We start from the raw sequence: 15849 nt of genomic DNA, 5'->3' as shown, positions 1-15849 counted from the left end.
GGCCGGTTCACGCCGCCTTCGCCGCGCTGCGCCGGAGGCGCAGGCTTGGCGCTGGGAGTTGCGGGCAACAGGCGGGAAGCAACATGCGGAAAGCAACAGGCAGGAATTTACCCCAGCAGCCCATTCCAGCCACGGCGAAGGGGCAGCGCCAGCGTCGTGCTCCCTTGCCAGGTGCGGCCGGGGTCAGGCGTGTACGGGGTGCGCCACGCGGTGGCGCAGCACGCGCTCGAAGTGCGTGGGGTCGTGTGGCGTGAGCATGGAGGCCTCGCGCGGCAGGTAAAAGTCCCACAGCCGCGAGATCCAGAACCGCAGCGCGCCTGCGCGCAGCATGGCGGGCAGCAGCTCGCGCTCTGCGGCAGTCAGCGGGCGCACGGCCTGGTAGGCATCCAGCATGCGCGTGGCGCGTTCGGCATCGTGTGCGCCGGTGGGCAGGTCGATGCACCAGTCGTTCAGGCACACGGCCAGGTCGAACAGCCAGGTGTCCACGCCTGCAAAATAAAAGTCGAAGAAGCCGGTCAGCTCTTCGCCCTCGAACATCACGTTGTCGCGGAACAGGTCGGCATGCACGGGGCCGCAGGGCAGGGCGGCGTAGGCCGAGCCTGCTGCCACATGGTTCTGGTAGGCCAGTTCGGCGCGCAGCAGGGCCGATTGCGCCTCGCCAATGTGCGGCAGCACCACGGGCACGGTTTCGTTCCACCAGGGCAGGCCGCGCAGGTTGGGCTGGCGCCGATCAAAGTCGCGCCCCGCCAGGTGCATGCGCGCGAGCATGGTGCCCACGGCCGCGCAGTGCGCGCCCTGGGGCGCCAGCTGGCTCTTGCCGCGCAGCTTGTTCACCACCGCAGCGGGCTTGCCACACACGGTGTGCAGGATGTCGCCGTTCTTGTCAGCGCGCGGGTCGGGCACGGGCACGCCGCCGTGCGCCAGGTGCTTCATCAGGTACAGGTAGAACGGCAGCTGCTCGGCCGTCAGGCGCTCGAACAGCGTGAGCACGAACGCGCCCTGGTCGCTGGTGAGGAAGTAGTTGGTGTTCTCGATGCCCCCCTCAATGCCGCGCAGCTCTACCAGCTCACCCAGTTGCAAACGGCGCAGCAGCTCGCGCGCCTCGGTGTTGGAGACTTCGGTAAAAACAGCCATCGCTCGAAAGGTATCGAAAAAGAGGAGGGAAGGGGTTGGCGGGGCGTACGCAGAGCCGCAGGGCGGCGCGCCGCCGCTGGAGGCAGGCGGCAAGGCCGCCGCTGGCTCAGAACTTCAGCACGTTCCAGACACGCGGGGCCGTGGTGGTTTCGGCGCCGCTGTTGCTGCCCGCACGGCTGCGGGCGCCATCGGGCGACTGCACTTCGTAGCCCGGCATGTTGCCTGTCTTGGGCTGTACGGAAATGGTCTGGGTCTGGCCGCCCACACGCAGCTCATCGACGCGGCTGCCCGCGTCTTCGACCTGGATGCGCTCGGTGCGCTGGTTGGTGCGGCCTGCTGGTTGCTCTTGATTTGATAGCGTTTCGCGCTTATCTGTTGCGCCCAAAGGGGCATTTTGGCTTGTATTCTGGGCCAGGGCGGTGCCGCAGGCCATGCCCAGCAGCAAGAGAAGGTGAGGAGCGCGCATCGGCCGATTGTAGAGCGCTGCCTGGCAGGCGCCGTGGCGCGGCCCAGCCGTGCACAATTGCCGGATGACTGACAAAAAGACCCTGGTGCTGGTGGACGGCTCCAGCTACCTCTACCGCGCCTTCCACGCCATGCCCGACTTGCGGGCCGTGCCGGGCGACCCTGGCAGCCCTGCCACCGGTGCCATTCGCGGCATGATCAACATGATGCAGGCGCTGCGCAAAGAGGTGCCTGCTGACTACGCTGTCTGCGTGTTCGACGCCTCGGGCCCCACCTTCCGCGATGCCTTGTACACCGAATACAAGGCCACGCGCTCGCCCATGCCCGACGACCTGCGCAGCCAGATCGAGCCCATCCACGAGGTGGTGGACCTGCTGGGCTGGAAGGTGGTGGCCGTGCCCGGCGTGGAGGCCGACGACGTTATCGCCACCCTGGCCAACGTGGCGGCAGCGCAGGGCATTGAGGTCATTGTGTCCAGCGGCGACAAAGATTTGAGCCAGCTGGTCAACGAGCACATCACCATCATCGACACCATGAGCGGCAAGCGCCGCGATGTGGCGGGCGTGACAGCAGAGTTTGGCGTACCGCCTGCGCTGATGGTGGACTACCAGGCCCTGGTGGGTGACACCGTGGACAACGTGCCCGGCGTTACCAAGGTGGGCCCCAAAACAGCCGCCAAGTGGCTGGAAGAATATGGCTCGCTCGACAACCTGATTGCCAACGCCGACGCCATCAAGGGCGTGGCAGGCAACAACCTGCGCGAGGCCATTGCCAGCGGCCAGCTGGCCTTGAGCCGCCAGCTGGTCACCATGAAGACCGACTGCGCGTTGGCCGACTACATCCCCGGCCTGCCCGCGTTTGACGACATCACGCTGGACGCGCCGGACAACGCTGGCCTGCTGCCCTTTTACGAAAAGTACGGCTTCAAGGGCTTGGCCAGCGCCATCAAGGGTGGCGCGGCCCCCGCCGCCACAGCCCCCACCGTCGCCATGCCCGGCCAAAGCGGCGATCTGTTTGCCGATCATTCCGCCAGCACCGTGGCCGAAGAAGCCCAGCACCGCACCGTGGTGTACGACACCATCCTCAACTGGGCCGACTTTGACCAGTGGCTGGAGCGCCTGCAGAAAGCCCCGCTGGCGGCCATCGACACCGAAACCGACTCCCTCGACGAGATGCGCGCGCAAATCGTCGGCATCAGTTTCAGCGTACAGCCCGGCGAGGCCGCCTACATTCCCCTGCGCCACGAAGGCCCCGATGCGCCAGAGCAACTGTCCATCGACGAAGTGCTCGCCCGCCTCAAGCCCTGGCTGGAAGACCCCAAGCACCACAAGCTGGGCCAGCACATCAAATACGACCGCCATGTGTTCGCCAACCACGGCATTGAGGTGCAGGGCTACGCGCACGACACCATGCTGCAAAGCTACGTGCTCGAAGTGCACAAGCCCCACAACCTGACCAGCCTGGCCGAGCGCCACACCGGCCGCAAGGGCATCACCTATGAAGACCTGTGCGGCAAGGGCGCGCACCAGATCCCGTTTGCGCAAGTGCCCGTGGACAAAGCCGCCGCCTATTCGTGCGAAGACTCTGACCAGACCCTGGACGTGCACAACGCCTTGTGGCCCCTGCTGCAGGCCGATGACAAACTGCGCTTCATCTACGAACTGGAGATGCAGAGCAGCGAGGCCCTGTACCGCATCGAACGCAACGGCGTGCTCATCGACGCCCCCACGCTGGCCGCGCAGAGCCACGAGCTGGGCCAGCGCATCTTGCAGCTCGAAACCGAGGCGTATGAGATTGCAGGCCAGCCCTTCAACCTGAGCAGCCCTAAGCAACTGGGCGAAATCTTCTTCGACAAGCTGGGCATGCCCGTGGTCAAAAAGACCGCCACCGGCGCCCGCAGCACCGACGAAGAAGTGCTGGAAAAGCTGGCCGAGGACTACCCCCTGCCCGCCAAGCTGCTGGAGCACCGGGGCCTGGTCAAGCTCAAAGGCACCTACACCGACAAGCTCGCCCAACTGGCCCTGCCACGCACAGGCCGCGTGCACACGCACTACGCGCAGGCCGTGGCCGTCACAGGCCGCTTGTCCAGCAACGATCCCAACCTGCAGAACATCCCCATCCGCACCCCCGAAGGCCGCCGCGTGCGCGAGGCCTTTGTGGCCCCTGCAGGCCGCGTGATCGCCAGCGCCGACTACTCCCAGATCGAGCTGCGCATCATGGCCCACCTGAGCGGCGACCACTCGCTGCTGCACGCCTTCCACGCCGGGCTGGACGTGCACCGCGCCACTGCCGCTGAAGTGTTTGGGGTGGAGGTCGATCAGGTCACCAGCGAGCAACGCCGCTACGCCAAGGTCATCAACTTTGGCCTCATCTACGGCATGAGCAGCTTTGGCCTGGCCAAGAACCTGGGCATCGAGACCAAAGCAGCCGCCGCCTACATCGACAAATACTTCCAGCGCTACCCCGGCGTGAAGCAGTACATGGACGACACCAAGGCCGCCGCCAAATCCATGGGCTACGTCGAAACCGTGTTTGGCCGACGCCTCTACCTGCCCGAAATCAACTCCCCCAACGGCCCCCGCCGCGCCGGTGCCGAGCGCGCCGCCATCAACGCGCCCATGCAAGGCACGGCGGCAGACTTGATCAAGCTGGCCATGGTGGCCGTGCAAAAAGAGCTGGACGCGCACAAGCCGGACATCAAGATGATCATGCAGGTGCACGATGAACTGGTGTTCGAGCTGCCCGAGGGCGAGGTGGACTGGCTCAAGACCCACATTCCGCGCTTGATGGCCGAGGTGGCGGCGCTGAAGGTGCCGTTACTGGCGGAGGTGGGAGTGGGGGCTAATTGGGATAAGGCGCATTGAGGTTGTGAGGGCAAGCTCGGCAAGTGTCTATCAGACTGGGTCTTGGGACGTGTTAACCAAGGTCATCGGAGGCTTAAATGCTCGTTGAGACAACGTTTCATCTAATCGCAGTTAACCGCGTTGCCGACGTTTCTGTCTGGACTAGGCAGATGGGTATCTCCCCCAGTGGTAAAGCGCAACGCGGGGATATCACCGGTAAAGTTCCTTCTCCGGATTCATGGTGGGCTCTCGTCCGAGAAAAGCGCGAGTCCGCAGGGGTAGAGCGAGAGCTTCAGGAGCTGTTGCGAGAACTGCTGCCGCACAAGCACGAGATTACGGCGCTCGCCGCTTCGGAAAATTTAGAAGTAACAGTGACCTCTTACGTTTGGGGAGCGCACGGCCAAGGGCTGGTAGCGGATCTTTCTCCTGCCATGCTCCGTAGTCTTTCCGAGCTGGGTTGTTCGTATTCGGTTGTAGCGTATGAATCGCCGTGAGGCCTGCCATCGCGGGATAGGGGCGGGCTACTTAGCGGGACATTCGGTTCAGCCCAGCAATAAGTCAATGGCATCGCTAGACTCCTTTGATAGCCGCAAGAGACCCCTTTCGCTTCGCCTATCAATTTGCTTGGAGCCCTGCATGCACGATCGCACTCCCTACGCCCCCCCCGCCATCTGGCAATGGAACAAAGAAAACGGCGGCCACTTCGCCAGCATCAACCGGCCTGTTGCCGGGGCTACGCACGACAAGGAGCTGCCTGTAGGCAAGCACCCGCTGCAGCTCTACTCGCTGGGCACGCCCAATGGCGTGAAGGTGACCGTGATGCTGGAAGAGCTGCTGGCGCTAGGCCACAGCGGGGCAGAGTACGACGCGTGGCTGATTCGCATCAACGAGGGAGAGCAGTTCGGCAGCGGCTTCGTGTCTGTGAACCCCAACTCCAAGATCCCCGCGCTGCTGGACCGCACCGACCCGGCCAACCCGGTGCGGGTGTTTGAGTCCGGCGCCATCCTGATGTACCTGGCAGAGAAGTTCGGCAGCGCCTTTTTTCCCAAGGAAGGTGCGGCGCGGGCGGAGTGCCTGTCGTGGCTGTTCTGGCAGATGGGTAGTGCGCCGTTTGTGGGTGGCGGGTTTGGGCATTTTTATGCCTATGCGCCGGTCAAGATCGAGTACGCGATTGACCGCTATGCGATGGAGGCCAAGCGTCAGCTGGATGTGCTGAACCAGCGCCTGGCCGTGACCGAATACGTGGCGGGCGATGAGTACACGGTGGCCGACATGGCGATCTGGCCCTGGTATGGCCTGATGGTGAAGGGCCAGGCCTACAACGCAGGCGAGTTTTTGCAGGTGCATGAATACACGCATGTGGTGCGCTGGGCCGAGCAGGTGGCCAAGCGCCCGGCAGTGCAGCGCGGGCGCAAGGTCAACCGCGTCAATGGAGACCCGGCCAGCCAGCTGCGCGAGCGGCATGACGCCAGCGACTTTGACACCAAGACGCAGGACAAGATCGAGGCGGCGGCGGCAGCGGCTTCTTCACCCGCACGCTGAGTGTTTTTTGCAAGGCGTCACTATGATCACTTTGTATGACTGCGCCACCGCGCCCAGCCCGCGCCGTGCGCGCATCCTGCTGGCAGAAAAGGGCGTGACCCACAACACCGTGCAGGTGGACCTGCGCAATGGCGAGCAACTGGGTGACGCGTATCGCCAGATCAACCCGCAGTGCACAGTGCCCGCGCTGCGCACCGAAGAGGGTCTGCTGCTGACTGACAACGCGGCGATCACGGCGTATGTGGAGGCGCGCTACCCGCAGCCTGCACTGCTGGGCGAGACGCCTGCAGAAAAGGCCGAGATTGCGAGCTGGAACTGGCGCATGGAGTTCGAGGGCCTGCAGGCCATTGCCGAGGCGCTGCGCAACAGCGCGCCCGCCATGGCCAACCGGGCATTGCCCGGCGCGGTGGACTACCCGCAAATCCCGGCCCTGGCCGAGCGTGGACTGGTGCGTGTGGGGCAGTTCTTCCACCTGCTCAACGAGCGCCTGGCAGGCCGTGACTTCATTGCCACCGACCGCTTCAGCGTGGCCGACATCACGGCGGTGGTGGCGGTGGACTTTGCGCGTGTGGTCAAGCACAAGCCCGGCGACCAGCATCCGCACCTGCTGCGCTGGCGCGCGGCCATGGCGGCGCGGTCGTCGATGTCGTTGTAGCCTCAGACGCTTGCAGTGGGCGCGGTTTGAGTGCGCCATTTATCAATGGGTACATGCAAGGATTGCGCTTGCGGCCCATTCCTTGCATCGTCAGCCCATGCGCCTTCGCCACATAGAAGTTTTCAACGCCGTCATGCTCACCGGCAGCGTGAGCGCGGCGGCTCGCCTCATCAACGTCACGCAGCCTGCGGTCAGCCGTATCCTGGCGCATGCCGAATTGCAACTGGGCTTTCCGCTGTTCCATCGCCTCAAGGGCAAGCTGGTGCCCACCACCGAGGCGCAGACCCTGTACCCGCACATCGAGCGCCTGTTCACCCAGCTGGACGATGTGCAGCGCCTGGCCAACAGCCTCAAGAGCGACCAGCGCGAGGGCGAGCTGCACATCCTGAGCGTGCTGGCGCTGAGCTACGAGGTGTTGCCACGCGCGCTGCGGTTCTTTCGGCAGAAGCACCCGGACGTGAAGGTCACCATCGATGCGCTGCACTCGCCGCAGATCGTGTCGGCCCTGGTGCTGCAGGAGGCGGATGTGGGTTTTGTGTTCAGCGCCATTGCCCACCCCGCGCTCACGCAAGAGCACCTGGCCGATGGCCGCATGGTGTGTGTGGCGCCTAAGGGCATGCTGAGCGCTGCGCTGGTGGCGGCAGGGGTGGTGCACCTGTCTGACCTGGCAGAAACGCCCGTGGTGCGGCTCGATGTGCGCGACCCCATCGGCACGGTGGTCAACCATGCCTGCCGCGAAGCGGGGGTGGGGCTGCAGACGGCGATCACGGTGCAGACCTACCACGCTGCGCTGGCATTGGCGCACCACGGCCACGCGGTGGCGGTGGTGGACACATGCACGGCGGCGTCGGCCGACCGCAGCAAGGTCGATGTGCTGGCACTGGCGCCGCATATTGCCGTGCCCATCAAGTCATTGCGCACCGTGAACCGGCCCAGCTCGCTGCTGGCCAGCGCCATGACGCAGTGCATGCGCCAGGCGGTGGCCGAGACGCTGGAGTCGGTGGGTCTGCGGGAAGCCGAGTAACGCTTTTATTGGGCGACTTCCACCCACTTCAAACCACTTGAAGCCGTTCACGCTGAGCTCGTCGAAGCGCCGCGCGTGGCTTCGACAAGCTCAGCCCGAACGGTGGTTCAAGCTCAACAATGCAGGGCCAACATCGCGGGCTGTCGTTGGTCCGCGTCAGCGTCAAGCCGCTGGCGCCACCAGTTCGGCCACCTGCGCTGCCGTGCCAAACGCCAGCGTAAAGCCCAGCGCGCCGTGGCCCGTGTTCAGCAGCAGGTTGTCGGGGGCGTGGGGGTGCCTGCCCACCAGTGGCACGCCCGTGGGCGTGGCCGGGCGCATGCCGGTCCAGGGGCGCAGTTCACCGAAGTCGCTGCAGCCCGGAAACAGCGCACGGGTGGCTTCGCGCAGGCTCTGGATGCGCGCGGGTGGGATATGGTGGTTGTGCCCCACCAGTTCGGCCATGCCCGCCACGCGCAGCCGCTGGCCGATGCGTGCAAACACCACCTTGCGCGCCGCGTCGGTCACGTTGACGCGGGGCGCGGCATTGGCAGCGTCCGTCGTATCCAGCGTGATGCTGTAGCCCTTGAGCGGATAGACGGGCAGGCGAAAACCCAGCGTCTGCGCCGCCTGGTGGCTGGCACTGCCCAGGGCCAGCACAAACTGCTGTGCCTCGATGGCGCCCGCGCTGGTCTGGACGGCTGCAATGCGCTGCGCGCGGCGCACAAAACCCTCGATGCGGGCGCCGAGCACAAAATGCACCCCGCGCGCGGCCAAAATCCTGTGCAGGCCCTGGCACACCGCCAGGCAATCGGCCGCGCATTCGCTGGGCGTGTGGATGGCGCCTGCGATGTGGCTCTGGTAGTGCTGCAGAGCGGGTTCAATCTCCACGCAGCGCTGGGGCGATACGGATTCTTGCTCGCTGCCCCAGGCGCGCTGCAGCTCCATCTGCCGCTGTGCTGCGGCGAGGCCAGCGGGGGTGCTGTACAGCACGAGCTTGCCGGTGCTGGAGAAATCGCAGTCCAGCTGCTCAGCCTGCCGCATGGCTTCAAAACCGTGGCGGCTGAGTGTGGCCAGGGCCAGCAGCTGCTCGGTGCTGCGCTCGGACGTGCGCCGGTTGCAGGCCCGCAAAAACTCCAGGCCCCAGCGCCACTGGTGCACGTCCCACTGCGGGCGCATCTTGAGCGGTGAGCGGGGCGACAGCAGCAGTTCGGGCAACTGTTGCCACAGGTCGGCATTGGCCAGAGGCTGCACATAGCTGTAGCTCAATTGCGCGCCATTGCCGCCGCTGGCGCCTGTGCCGGGTTGGGCCTGGTCGATCACGGTCACCTGCATGCCGCGCTGGTGGAGTTCATACGCGGTGGCCAGGCCCACGATGCCTGCGCCAAGGACACATACCTGCATCTTGTGTGTTCTACGTTGTTGACTGAAAGTCAATGTAGGGTGAGGGCTGGCCTTTGAACAATGCCAATGCCATGCGCAGCCATGCCGGGAAGTTATGCGTGTGCACCGGTGGGAGGCGGGGCGTGTGAAAAAGCCCCTTGTAGCGGGCGCAATGGCACTTGGATGGTGCGGCGGCGTGCACCAAATCGGTGGCATAACTTTTGGTCATGACATACCCGTGCAAATGAATTGTTCAACGGCGGCGCGAATTTTTACAGTGCCCCTGCGTTCCGAATTTTTCAATCACCCACCTGATTTTTCGCAAAGGGATTCCCATGAAGCTCTCCGCCGTCACCTCCGCCGCCATCGTGGTTACCGGCCTGCTGGCCAGCACCGTCGTCAGCGCCGATACCCTCAAGAAGGTTGCCGAGTCGGGCAAGATCACGCTGGCCTACCGCGAGTCGTCGGTGCCCTTCAGCTACCTGTCGGGCCCGGGCGTGCCCGTGGGCTTTGCGGTGGACATCTCCAACGCGGTGGTCGATGCCGTGAAGAAGCGCGTGAACAACCCTGCCCTCAAGGTGGAGCTGCAGGCGGTGACATCGCAGAACCGCATTCCGCTGCTGACCAACGGCACCATCGACCTGGAGTGCGGATCGACCACCAACAACAGCGTGCGCGGCAAGGATGTGCAATTTGCCGTCAACTACTTCTACACCGGCACGCGCCTGCTGACCAAGAAAACCTCGGGCGTCAAGAACTACGCCGACCTGGCCAAGAAGAAGGTGGCCAGTACCTCGGGCACCACCAATGCGCAGGTGATTCGCAAGTACAACCGCGACCAGAACCTGGACATGGACATCGTGCTGGGCAAGGACCATGACGATTCCTTGTTGCTGGTGGAATCGGGGCGGGCCGAGGCGTTTGCGATGGATGACATCCTGCTGTTTGGCCTGATGGGCAACCAGCGCAACCCGGCCGAGTGGACGGTGGTGGGCGATTCGCTGCAGGTGGAGCCCTATGCCTGCATGCTGCGCAAGGACGACCCGCAGTTCCAGGCGCTGGTCAACGGCGTGATCGGCGGGATGATGAAGTCCGGCGAATTCGACAAGCTCTATACCAAGTGGTTCATGTCGCCCGTGCCGCCGCGCAACCAGAACCTGAACCTGGCCATGAGCAAAGAGCTGCGCGAGAACCTGGTGGCGCAGAGCGACAAGCCCGCCCAGTAAGCCGGAGCGCACATGTCTTTGGTGTCTGCAAGCCCCACGCACGCCCCGCAGGTGGTGGGCATCCTGGGCGGTATGGGCCCCGCCGCCGGAGCGGATTTTGTGCGCCTGTTCGTGCAGGCCTGCACAACACGCATGGAGGTGTTGGGTATTCCGGTGCGTGATCAGGCCTACCCCGAGCATTGGCTGGCGCAGGTGCCCATCCCGGACCGCACGGCCGCGCTGAGCGACACGCGCCCCGGTGCCCACCAGCCCGCAGACCCGATGCTGCAGGCCACCGGGCGACTGGCCGCGCTGGGTGCGCGGGTGGTGGCGATTGCCTGCAACACGGCCCACGCGTGGCACGGCATCCTGCAGCAGCGGTTTCCGCAGATGGTGGTTTTGCACGGTGTGCAGGAGGTGGTGGCCGAGCTGGCGGCGCGCAAGGTGCAGGGCGTGGGGCTGCTGGCCACGCGTGGCGCCTACGACGCCGGTCTGTATCAGCGCGAGCTGGAGCGGGCGCGCATCGATTGCTTTGTGCCCGACGATCCTGAGCGCGAGCAGTTGATGCAGGGCATCTACGAAGGCGTGAAAGCGGGCAACTACCCGCTGGCGCGCCAGCGCTTTGAAGCCGTGTCGATTGCGCTGCAGGAGCGCTACGGCGTGTCCACGCTGATCATGGGCTGCACCGAGATTCCGCTGGCGCTGTCGGAGCACCCCCGGCTGGAAGGAATATCGCTGGTGAACCCCTCGGTGGTGCTGGCCTCGGCTCTGGCCCGGCATGCCTACAGCGACCGGCATGCCTACAGCGATACCGAGCGCGCCTGCTGAGCCCGACGCTGCGGGATGCCCGAAGGGGTGCGGCTTCTTTTTCTCGCCACGATCTCCCAGCCCGACTGGGGTGGCGGCTTCCTGAATGAAGGTGAAAGTCATGGCATTCACGACGGTTGGCAAGAGGCTGGGCGCGAGCGTGGGGGCGGCAATGCTCGCGTTCGCGTTCGGCGGAGCAGGGGGTGGCAAGGCGTGGGCCCAGTCGGCGGCACCATCTTTGCCGCCACCTGCCGCGGGTGGCACGCTGCAACGCATCCAGTCCAGCGGTGTGGTGGTCATCGGCCACCGGGAATCGTCCATGCCAATGTCCTATGTGGCCAATGGAACCCCCATGGGCTACAGCGTGGACGTCTGCCTGCAGCTTGCGCAGGCGCTGGGGCGCCACCTCAAGCTGCGCGAGACCAAGGTGGCCTACCGCCTGGTCACGTCCAGCACCCGCTTTGATGCCATTGAAAAAGGCGAGGTGGACCTGGAATGTGGCTCCACCACCAACACGGCAGCGCGCCGCCAGCGTGTGGCGTTCACCATTGCGCATTTCATCGCCTCGTCGCGCATCGTGGTGCAAAGCGACAAACCGTATTCGCGCATCGAAGACCTGGACGGCAAGACGCTGGCGTCCACGGCGGGCACCACCAACATCGATTCGCTGGCGCGTGAGGCGGCCACCAAGTCGGTGCGTGTGCGCATCGAGCCCGCCAAGGACCACGCCGAGGGCTTTGGCTGGGTGGTGAGCGGCAAGGTGGAGGGGTTTGCGATGGACGACGTGCTGCTGTACGGGCTGCGCGCCAGCCATGCCAAGCCGCAGGACCTGAAGGTCATCGGCAAGCCCATGACCATCGAGCCCTATGCGGTGGCGTTTGAGCGCAACAACCCCGAACTCAAGGCCGTGGTGGATGCCGAGCTGCGCCGCCTGATCCAGACCCGCGAGCTGCACCGGCTGTACGACAAGTGGTTCACTCAGCCGATTCCGCCCCAGGGCATCAACCTGGGCATGCGCATGCCACACCTGCTGGTGGATTCGCTCAAGTACCCGTCGGACTACGTGCCGCAGTAGGCCGGGCAGTGCTCCAGGCCTGGCATGCAACGCCAGTGACGCCGGGCAGGATCAAGGGCCCGGGTCAAACACCTCCAGCCGGTTGCGGCCGCCATGTTTGGCGCGGTACAGGGCCGCGTCGGCGGCCTGCACCAGGCTGTCTGGCTGGGCTCCGGGGCGCGGCACCATGCTGGCCACACCCGCGCTGAGCGTGACGGTGGGCGCTGTGGGCGAGCGGGGATGGGCCAGGGCGGCTTCGCGCAGGCTGTCCATGCAGCGCTGGGCGGCCGTCACCGCGTCGGCCACGGTGGCGTCAGGCAGCAGCAGCACAAACTCTTCGCCGCCATAGCGGGCGGCAATTTCGTCTGCGCGGCGGATATTGCCCTGCAGCAGCTGGGCCACGCGGCGCAGGCATTCGTCGCCCGCCAGGTGGCCATAGTGGTCGTTGTAGAGCTTGAAATGGTCGATGTCGATCAGCACCACGGCCAGCGGCAGGTGGTGACGGCCGCAGCGCATCCACTCGGCGGCCAGCCGTTCGTCAAAGCGGCGCCGGTTGCTGATGCCGGTCACGCCGTCGGTGGTGGACAGCAGGGCCAGCTTGGCGTTGGCGGCGGCCAGTTCCTGCTCCTTGCGCACCAGCTGGGTCACGTCGGTGCGCACACCGGCAATGCCGCCCTGGGGCGTGCGCCGCTCGTCGGCCTGCAGCCAGCGGCCCTCGGGCAGGCGTTGCAGCACGGCCTGGTTGGCCGCGCGGTGGTCGGCCACGCGCTGGGCGACCCAGCCCTCTTCGTTGCCCACGGCGTCCAGGTACTGGCCCCGCTCGGCGCCATAACGAGCAATCTGCTCGAACGTGCTGCCCGGCACGATCACCGGCGCCGAGATGGGGTAGAGCCTGCGGTACTGTGCGTTGCACACCACCAGCCTGTCGTCGGCATCGAACAGGGCGAACCCTTCGGGCAGGGATTCGACTGCGTCCTGGAGCAGCTGGCGCGCCTGCTGGGCGGCCTCCTGGGCGCTCTCCAGGGCCTGGCGCTGCTCGATCAGGTCTGTGATGTCCAGACGCACCGCCACCACGTAGTTCTCGGGGGTGCGGGTTTCGTAGATGTTGATCCAGCGCCCGTCGGCCAGGCGCTGCACCAGGGTGGATGTGCGGCTGCCGTGCTCGGACAGGCGCTCGGCAATCCAGGCCTCTTCGCGGCCCTGGGCCGAGGGGATCAGGCCCCGCTCCACCGAGTAGCGCAGGATGTCGGCAAAGCCCTTGCCCAGATGCTCTGCGTAGTTCATGTGCGGGTACATGCGCGAGAGCTGCTGGTTGAAAAGCACCAGGCGGTCCTGCTCGTCAAAGATCTCAATGCTCACGGGCAGGGCTTCGACCGCACGCTCCAGCAGCTGCCGGATGCGCTGGTTCTCTTGCCGGGCGGCATCGACCTTGTGGCGCTGCTCGATCAGGTCGCTGATGTCCAGACGCACCACCACTGTCATGCCCGAGGGCGTGCGGCTTTCGTGCATGTGCATCCAGGCGCCGTTGGGGTAGTGGCGCACCTCTGGGCCGGGCCGGTGGCCACGAAGCGCCATTTCGTGCGCCAGCCACAGCTCTTCCTGGCCACTGGCCTCCTGGGGGATGCCGTGGCGCAGGCCCGCGCGCAGCAGCTCTTCGTAGGTCTTGCCCAGCGACTCCGCCACCGGCAGGTGCGGGCGCAGCCGCGCCATCTGGTCATTGCACAGCACCAGGCGGTCGCTCTCGTCATAGATTTCGAGCCCGGCGGGCATGGCATTGACGGCCTCGCGCAGGCTGCGTTCGGCGCGCTCGGCATCGTGCAGCGCCTGCTTGAGGGCGCGTTCCTTGTGCACGACATCGGTGATGTCGGCACGCAGCACCACCACGCCGCCCCCTTCGGTGAGGCGTTCGGTGATCCGCATCCAGCGGTCGCCCTCGACCTCCTGCACTTCAGGCAGCTCGGGGGCGCGATGGCGGGCCATGCGGTGTGCGAGCCAGGTGTCCACGTCGGGCCGCGCGTCCACAATGTGGCCCGAGCGCGCGGCGCGGCGCAGCACATCCTCGAACAGCGTGCCGTATTCGACCGCCATCGAGGTGCCCGTGTTCACCTCGCGGTACTGGGCGTTGCAAAGCACCAGGCGGTCGTCAGCGTCGTAGATGGCCAGCCCGTCCGGCAGGATGTCGAGTGTGGCCGACAGCTGGGTGCTGGCGCGCCGGGCGGCTGCCTGGGCCTCGCTGGCCGTGGCGCGCAGTGCCCACACCTGCCGCACCAGCCACCATGACAGCAATGCGCTGGCCACCAGCCCGGCCCCGGCAGCCGTGAATGCAATGCGGGTCGCCAGGTCCATGGACCGGCTGGCCAGCGCCCAGGTGAGCAGGGCCAAGCCGCCAGCACCACAAACCCCCGCCACCAGCAACGCCAGCAGGTGTCCGCGCGGCAGGGTGGGGGGCGTGGTGCGGTGCATGCGGTGGGGCAGTCGCGGCGAGGGGCTGAGGGGCTGGGCTACCTGGGGGGCACGGGGTGGGTTGGTGGGGGCGCACACGGCAGGCGCCGGGCGGTTCGAAGAAAGTCTAGCAGTGCTGCCCCAATTTCGATACCCGAAAATGCCGCCCTGCGGTAAACCCCAGCGGGGCCACGGGCCGCTGGGAAGCGCGCCCTGGGGGCTGCAGCCAGGCGGCCTGCAAAACCCAGCAACAAGCCCTAGACTGCGGGGCTCGTCCCTTTCTTGGCCCCCCTTTTTCGGAGAACCCCATGCTCAATGACGACCTCCACACCGACGCCCATGCCCTGCTGCCGGGCCGCACCACTGATGCGGGCGCCACCCGCCGCACTGCTCTGCAAGCGGCGCTGGGCCTGGGCTACGCGGCTGCCGCCGCACCCATCATGGCCCAGACGGCCATTGCCACACCGGCCGATGGGCTGACGGCGGGCGAGGTGAGCTTCACGGTCAATGGCTTCAAGGTGCCCGCCTACCGCGCGGCACCGGCGGGCAAGACGGGCCTGCCGGTGGTGCTGGTGATCCAGGAGATTTTTGGCGTGCACGAATACATCGCCGACACCTGCCGCCGGTTTGCCAAGGCGGGCTACCTGGCCATTGCGCCCCAGCTGTACGCGCGCCAGGGCGACCCTTCGCAATACACCGAAATCGCCAAGCTCATGGCCGAGGTGGTTTCCAAGGTGCCCGATGCCCAGGTGATGGCCGACCTGGATGGCGCCGTGCAGTGGGCCGCCGCCAACGGTGGCGACGCGGCGCGGGTGGGCATCACCGGCTTTTGCTGGGGGGGGCGCATCACCTGGCTGTATGCCGCGCATGGCCCCGTCAAGGCCGGTGTGGCCTGGTATGGCCGCCTGGTGGGCCAGGCGAGCGAACTCACGCCCAAGCACCCCGTGGACATCGCCCCCATCCTCAAGGCGCCCGTGCTGGGCCTGTATGGTGAAAAAGACACCGGCATCCCCCTTGACACGGTTGATAAGATGAAAGCTGCCCTGGCCGGTGGCTCGCCGCAGGCCAAGGCATCGGAATTTGTGGTGTACCCCGACGCGCCCCATGCCTTCCATGCCGACTACCGTGCGAGCTATCGCAAGGAAGCGGCCGAGGATGGCTGGAAGCGTGCGCTGGCCTGGTTCAAGGCGCAGGGCGTGGTCTGACCCCCTGTGCCCCTGGATCCGGCCCTGTGCCGGTGGGCCGACTGCAGCCGCCCCCAACGGGGGCGGCTTTTTTATCGCGATTTCGGGTGTGGTTTTTTGAAAGAAAATAGGCCC

The 15849-nt window shown here is 66.0% G+C and carries 13 protein-coding genes; 9 read left to right on the top strand and 4 right to left on the bottom strand.

The features are described from left to right. Positions 1-183: 183 nt before the first annotated feature. Both A1D30_RS13715 and A1D30_RS13710 read right to left on the bottom strand, forming a co-directional pair. Complete coding sequence (locus A1D30_RS13715; RefSeq protein ID WP_063461271.1) at positions 184-1134, bottom strand: homoserine kinase; 951 nt, start codon at positions 1132-1134, stop codon at positions 184-186. A 106-nt stretch (positions 1135-1240) separates the two neighbouring features. Continuing rightward, positions 1241-1600 carry a hypothetical protein gene (locus A1D30_RS13710; RefSeq protein ID WP_063461270.1) on the bottom strand — a complete coding sequence of 120 codons (360 nt, stop codon included), beginning with the start codon at positions 1598-1600 and terminating at the stop codon, positions 1241-1243. A gap of 64 nt (positions 1601-1664) precedes the next feature. Between A1D30_RS13710 and polA the strand changes: the two genes are divergently transcribed. From polA to A1D30_RS13690, 5 genes are all read left to right on the top strand, one after another. Continuing rightward, a complete protein-coding gene (gene polA, locus A1D30_RS13705; protein ID WP_063461269.1) occupies positions 1665-4463 on the top strand; it encodes a DNA polymerase I in 2799 nt (932 codons plus the stop codon). 77 nt (positions 4464-4540) lie between these two features. Next, positions 4541-4936, top strand: coding sequence for a DUF4279 domain-containing protein (locus tag A1D30_RS24810; RefSeq protein ID WP_082836450.1), 396 nt, complete (start codon positions 4541-4543; stop codon positions 4934-4936). Positions 4937-5078: 142 nt separating this feature from the next. Next, a complete protein-coding gene (gene yghU / locus A1D30_RS13700) occupies positions 5079-5984 on the top strand; it encodes a glutathione-dependent disulfide-bond oxidoreductase (RefSeq protein ID WP_063461268.1) in 906 nt (301 codons plus the stop codon). A 22-nt stretch (positions 5985-6006) separates the two neighbouring features. Then, complete coding sequence (locus A1D30_RS13695; protein ID WP_063461267.1) at positions 6007-6639, top strand: glutathione S-transferase; 633 nt, start codon at positions 6007-6009, stop codon at positions 6637-6639. A 97-nt stretch (positions 6640-6736) separates the two neighbouring features. Further along, entirely contained in the window at positions 6737-7663 is a 927-nt protein-coding gene (locus tag A1D30_RS13690) for a LysR substrate-binding domain-containing protein (RefSeq protein ID WP_063461266.1), read from the top strand. A 162-nt stretch (positions 7664-7825) separates the two neighbouring features. Here A1D30_RS13690 and A1D30_RS13685 read toward each other — a convergent pair whose 3' ends face one another. Beyond that, positions 7826-9043: a D-amino acid dehydrogenase gene (locus A1D30_RS13685; RefSeq protein WP_063461265.1), complete on the bottom strand. Its 1218-nt coding sequence runs from the start codon at positions 9041-9043 to the stop codon at positions 7826-7828. 314 nt (positions 9044-9357) lie between these two features. Between A1D30_RS13685 and A1D30_RS13680 the strand changes: the two genes are divergently transcribed. The 3 genes from A1D30_RS13680 (at position 9358) to A1D30_RS13670 (ending at position 12109) form a co-directional block, all read left to right on the top strand. After that, the gene (locus tag A1D30_RS13680) at positions 9358-10248 is read left to right on the top strand and encodes a transporter substrate-binding domain-containing protein (RefSeq protein WP_063461264.1); all 891 of its coding nucleotides are present in this window, start codon (positions 9358-9360) and stop codon (positions 10246-10248) included. A 12-nt stretch (positions 10249-10260) separates the two neighbouring features. Continuing rightward, a complete protein-coding gene (locus A1D30_RS13675; protein ID WP_063461263.1) occupies positions 10261-11055 on the top strand; it encodes an amino acid racemase in 795 nt (264 codons plus the stop codon). A 100-nt stretch (positions 11056-11155) separates the two neighbouring features. Then, positions 11156-12109 (top strand): amino acid ABC transporter substrate-binding protein, encoded by a 954-nt coding sequence (locus A1D30_RS13670; protein ID WP_242421884.1) that lies wholly within the window; start codon positions 11156-11158, stop codon positions 12107-12109. Between the two features lie 51 nt (positions 12110-12160). Here A1D30_RS13670 and A1D30_RS13665 read toward each other — a convergent pair whose 3' ends face one another. Then, positions 12161-14551: a GGDEF domain-containing protein gene (locus tag A1D30_RS13665; protein ID WP_063461261.1), complete on the bottom strand. Its 2391-nt coding sequence runs from the start codon at positions 14549-14551 to the stop codon at positions 12161-12163. A 287-nt stretch (positions 14552-14838) separates the two neighbouring features. On the opposite strand from A1D30_RS13665, the gene A1D30_RS13660 reads away from it, so the two are divergent. Beyond that, positions 14839-15735 (top strand): dienelactone hydrolase family protein, encoded by an 897-nt coding sequence (locus A1D30_RS13660; RefSeq protein WP_063461260.1) that lies wholly within the window; start codon positions 14839-14841, stop codon positions 15733-15735. Positions 15736-15849 lie beyond the last annotated feature (114 nt).

The organism is Acidovorax sp. GW101-3H11, from assembly GCF_001633105.1.
GTDB lineage: Bacteria > Pseudomonadota > Gammaproteobacteria > Burkholderiales > Burkholderiaceae_C > Acidovorax.
This window is presented reverse-complemented; position numbering and strand designations above follow the sequence as displayed.

What these genes read in the sequence shown, in the direction of transcription:
- A1D30_RS13715 (WP_063461271.1), bottom strand. Translation starts at nt 1,134, where the DNA reads ATGGCTGTTTTTACCGAAGTCTCCAACACCGAGGCGCGCGAGCTGCTG.
- A1D30_RS13710 (WP_063461270.1), bottom strand. Translation starts at nt 1,600, where the DNA reads ATGCGCGCTCCTCACCTTCTCTTGCTGCTGGGCATGGCCTGCGGCACC.
- polA (WP_063461269.1), top strand. Translation starts at nt 1,665, where the DNA reads ATGACTGACAAAAAGACCCTGGTGCTGGTGGACGGCTCCAGCTACCTC.
- A1D30_RS24810 (WP_082836450.1), top strand. Translation starts at nt 4,541, where the DNA reads ATGCTCGTTGAGACAACGTTTCATCTAATCGCAGTTAACCGCGTTGCC.
- yghU (WP_063461268.1), top strand. Translation starts at nt 5,079, where the DNA reads ATGCACGATCGCACTCCCTACGCCCCCCCCGCCATCTGGCAATGGAAC.
- A1D30_RS13695 (WP_063461267.1), top strand. Translation starts at nt 6,007, where the DNA reads ATGATCACTTTGTATGACTGCGCCACCGCGCCCAGCCCGCGCCGTGCG.
- A1D30_RS13690 (WP_063461266.1), top strand. Translation starts at nt 6,737, where the DNA reads ATGCGCCTTCGCCACATAGAAGTTTTCAACGCCGTCATGCTCACCGGC.
- A1D30_RS13685 (WP_063461265.1), bottom strand. Translation starts at nt 9,043, where the DNA reads ATGCAGGTATGTGTCCTTGGCGCAGGCATCGTGGGCCTGGCCACCGCG.
- A1D30_RS13680 (WP_063461264.1), top strand. Translation starts at nt 9,358, where the DNA reads ATGAAGCTCTCCGCCGTCACCTCCGCCGCCATCGTGGTTACCGGCCTG.
- A1D30_RS13675 (WP_063461263.1), top strand. Translation starts at nt 10,261, where the DNA reads ATGTCTTTGGTGTCTGCAAGCCCCACGCACGCCCCGCAGGTGGTGGGC.
- A1D30_RS13670 (WP_242421884.1), top strand. Translation starts at nt 11,156, where the DNA reads ATGGCATTCACGACGGTTGGCAAGAGGCTGGGCGCGAGCGTGGGGGCG.
- A1D30_RS13665 (WP_063461261.1), bottom strand. Translation starts at nt 14,551, where the DNA reads ATGCACCGCACCACGCCCCCCACCCTGCCGCGCGGACACCTGCTGGCG.
- A1D30_RS13660 (WP_063461260.1), top strand. Translation starts at nt 14,839, where the DNA reads ATGCTCAATGACGACCTCCACACCGACGCCCATGCCCTGCTGCCGGGC.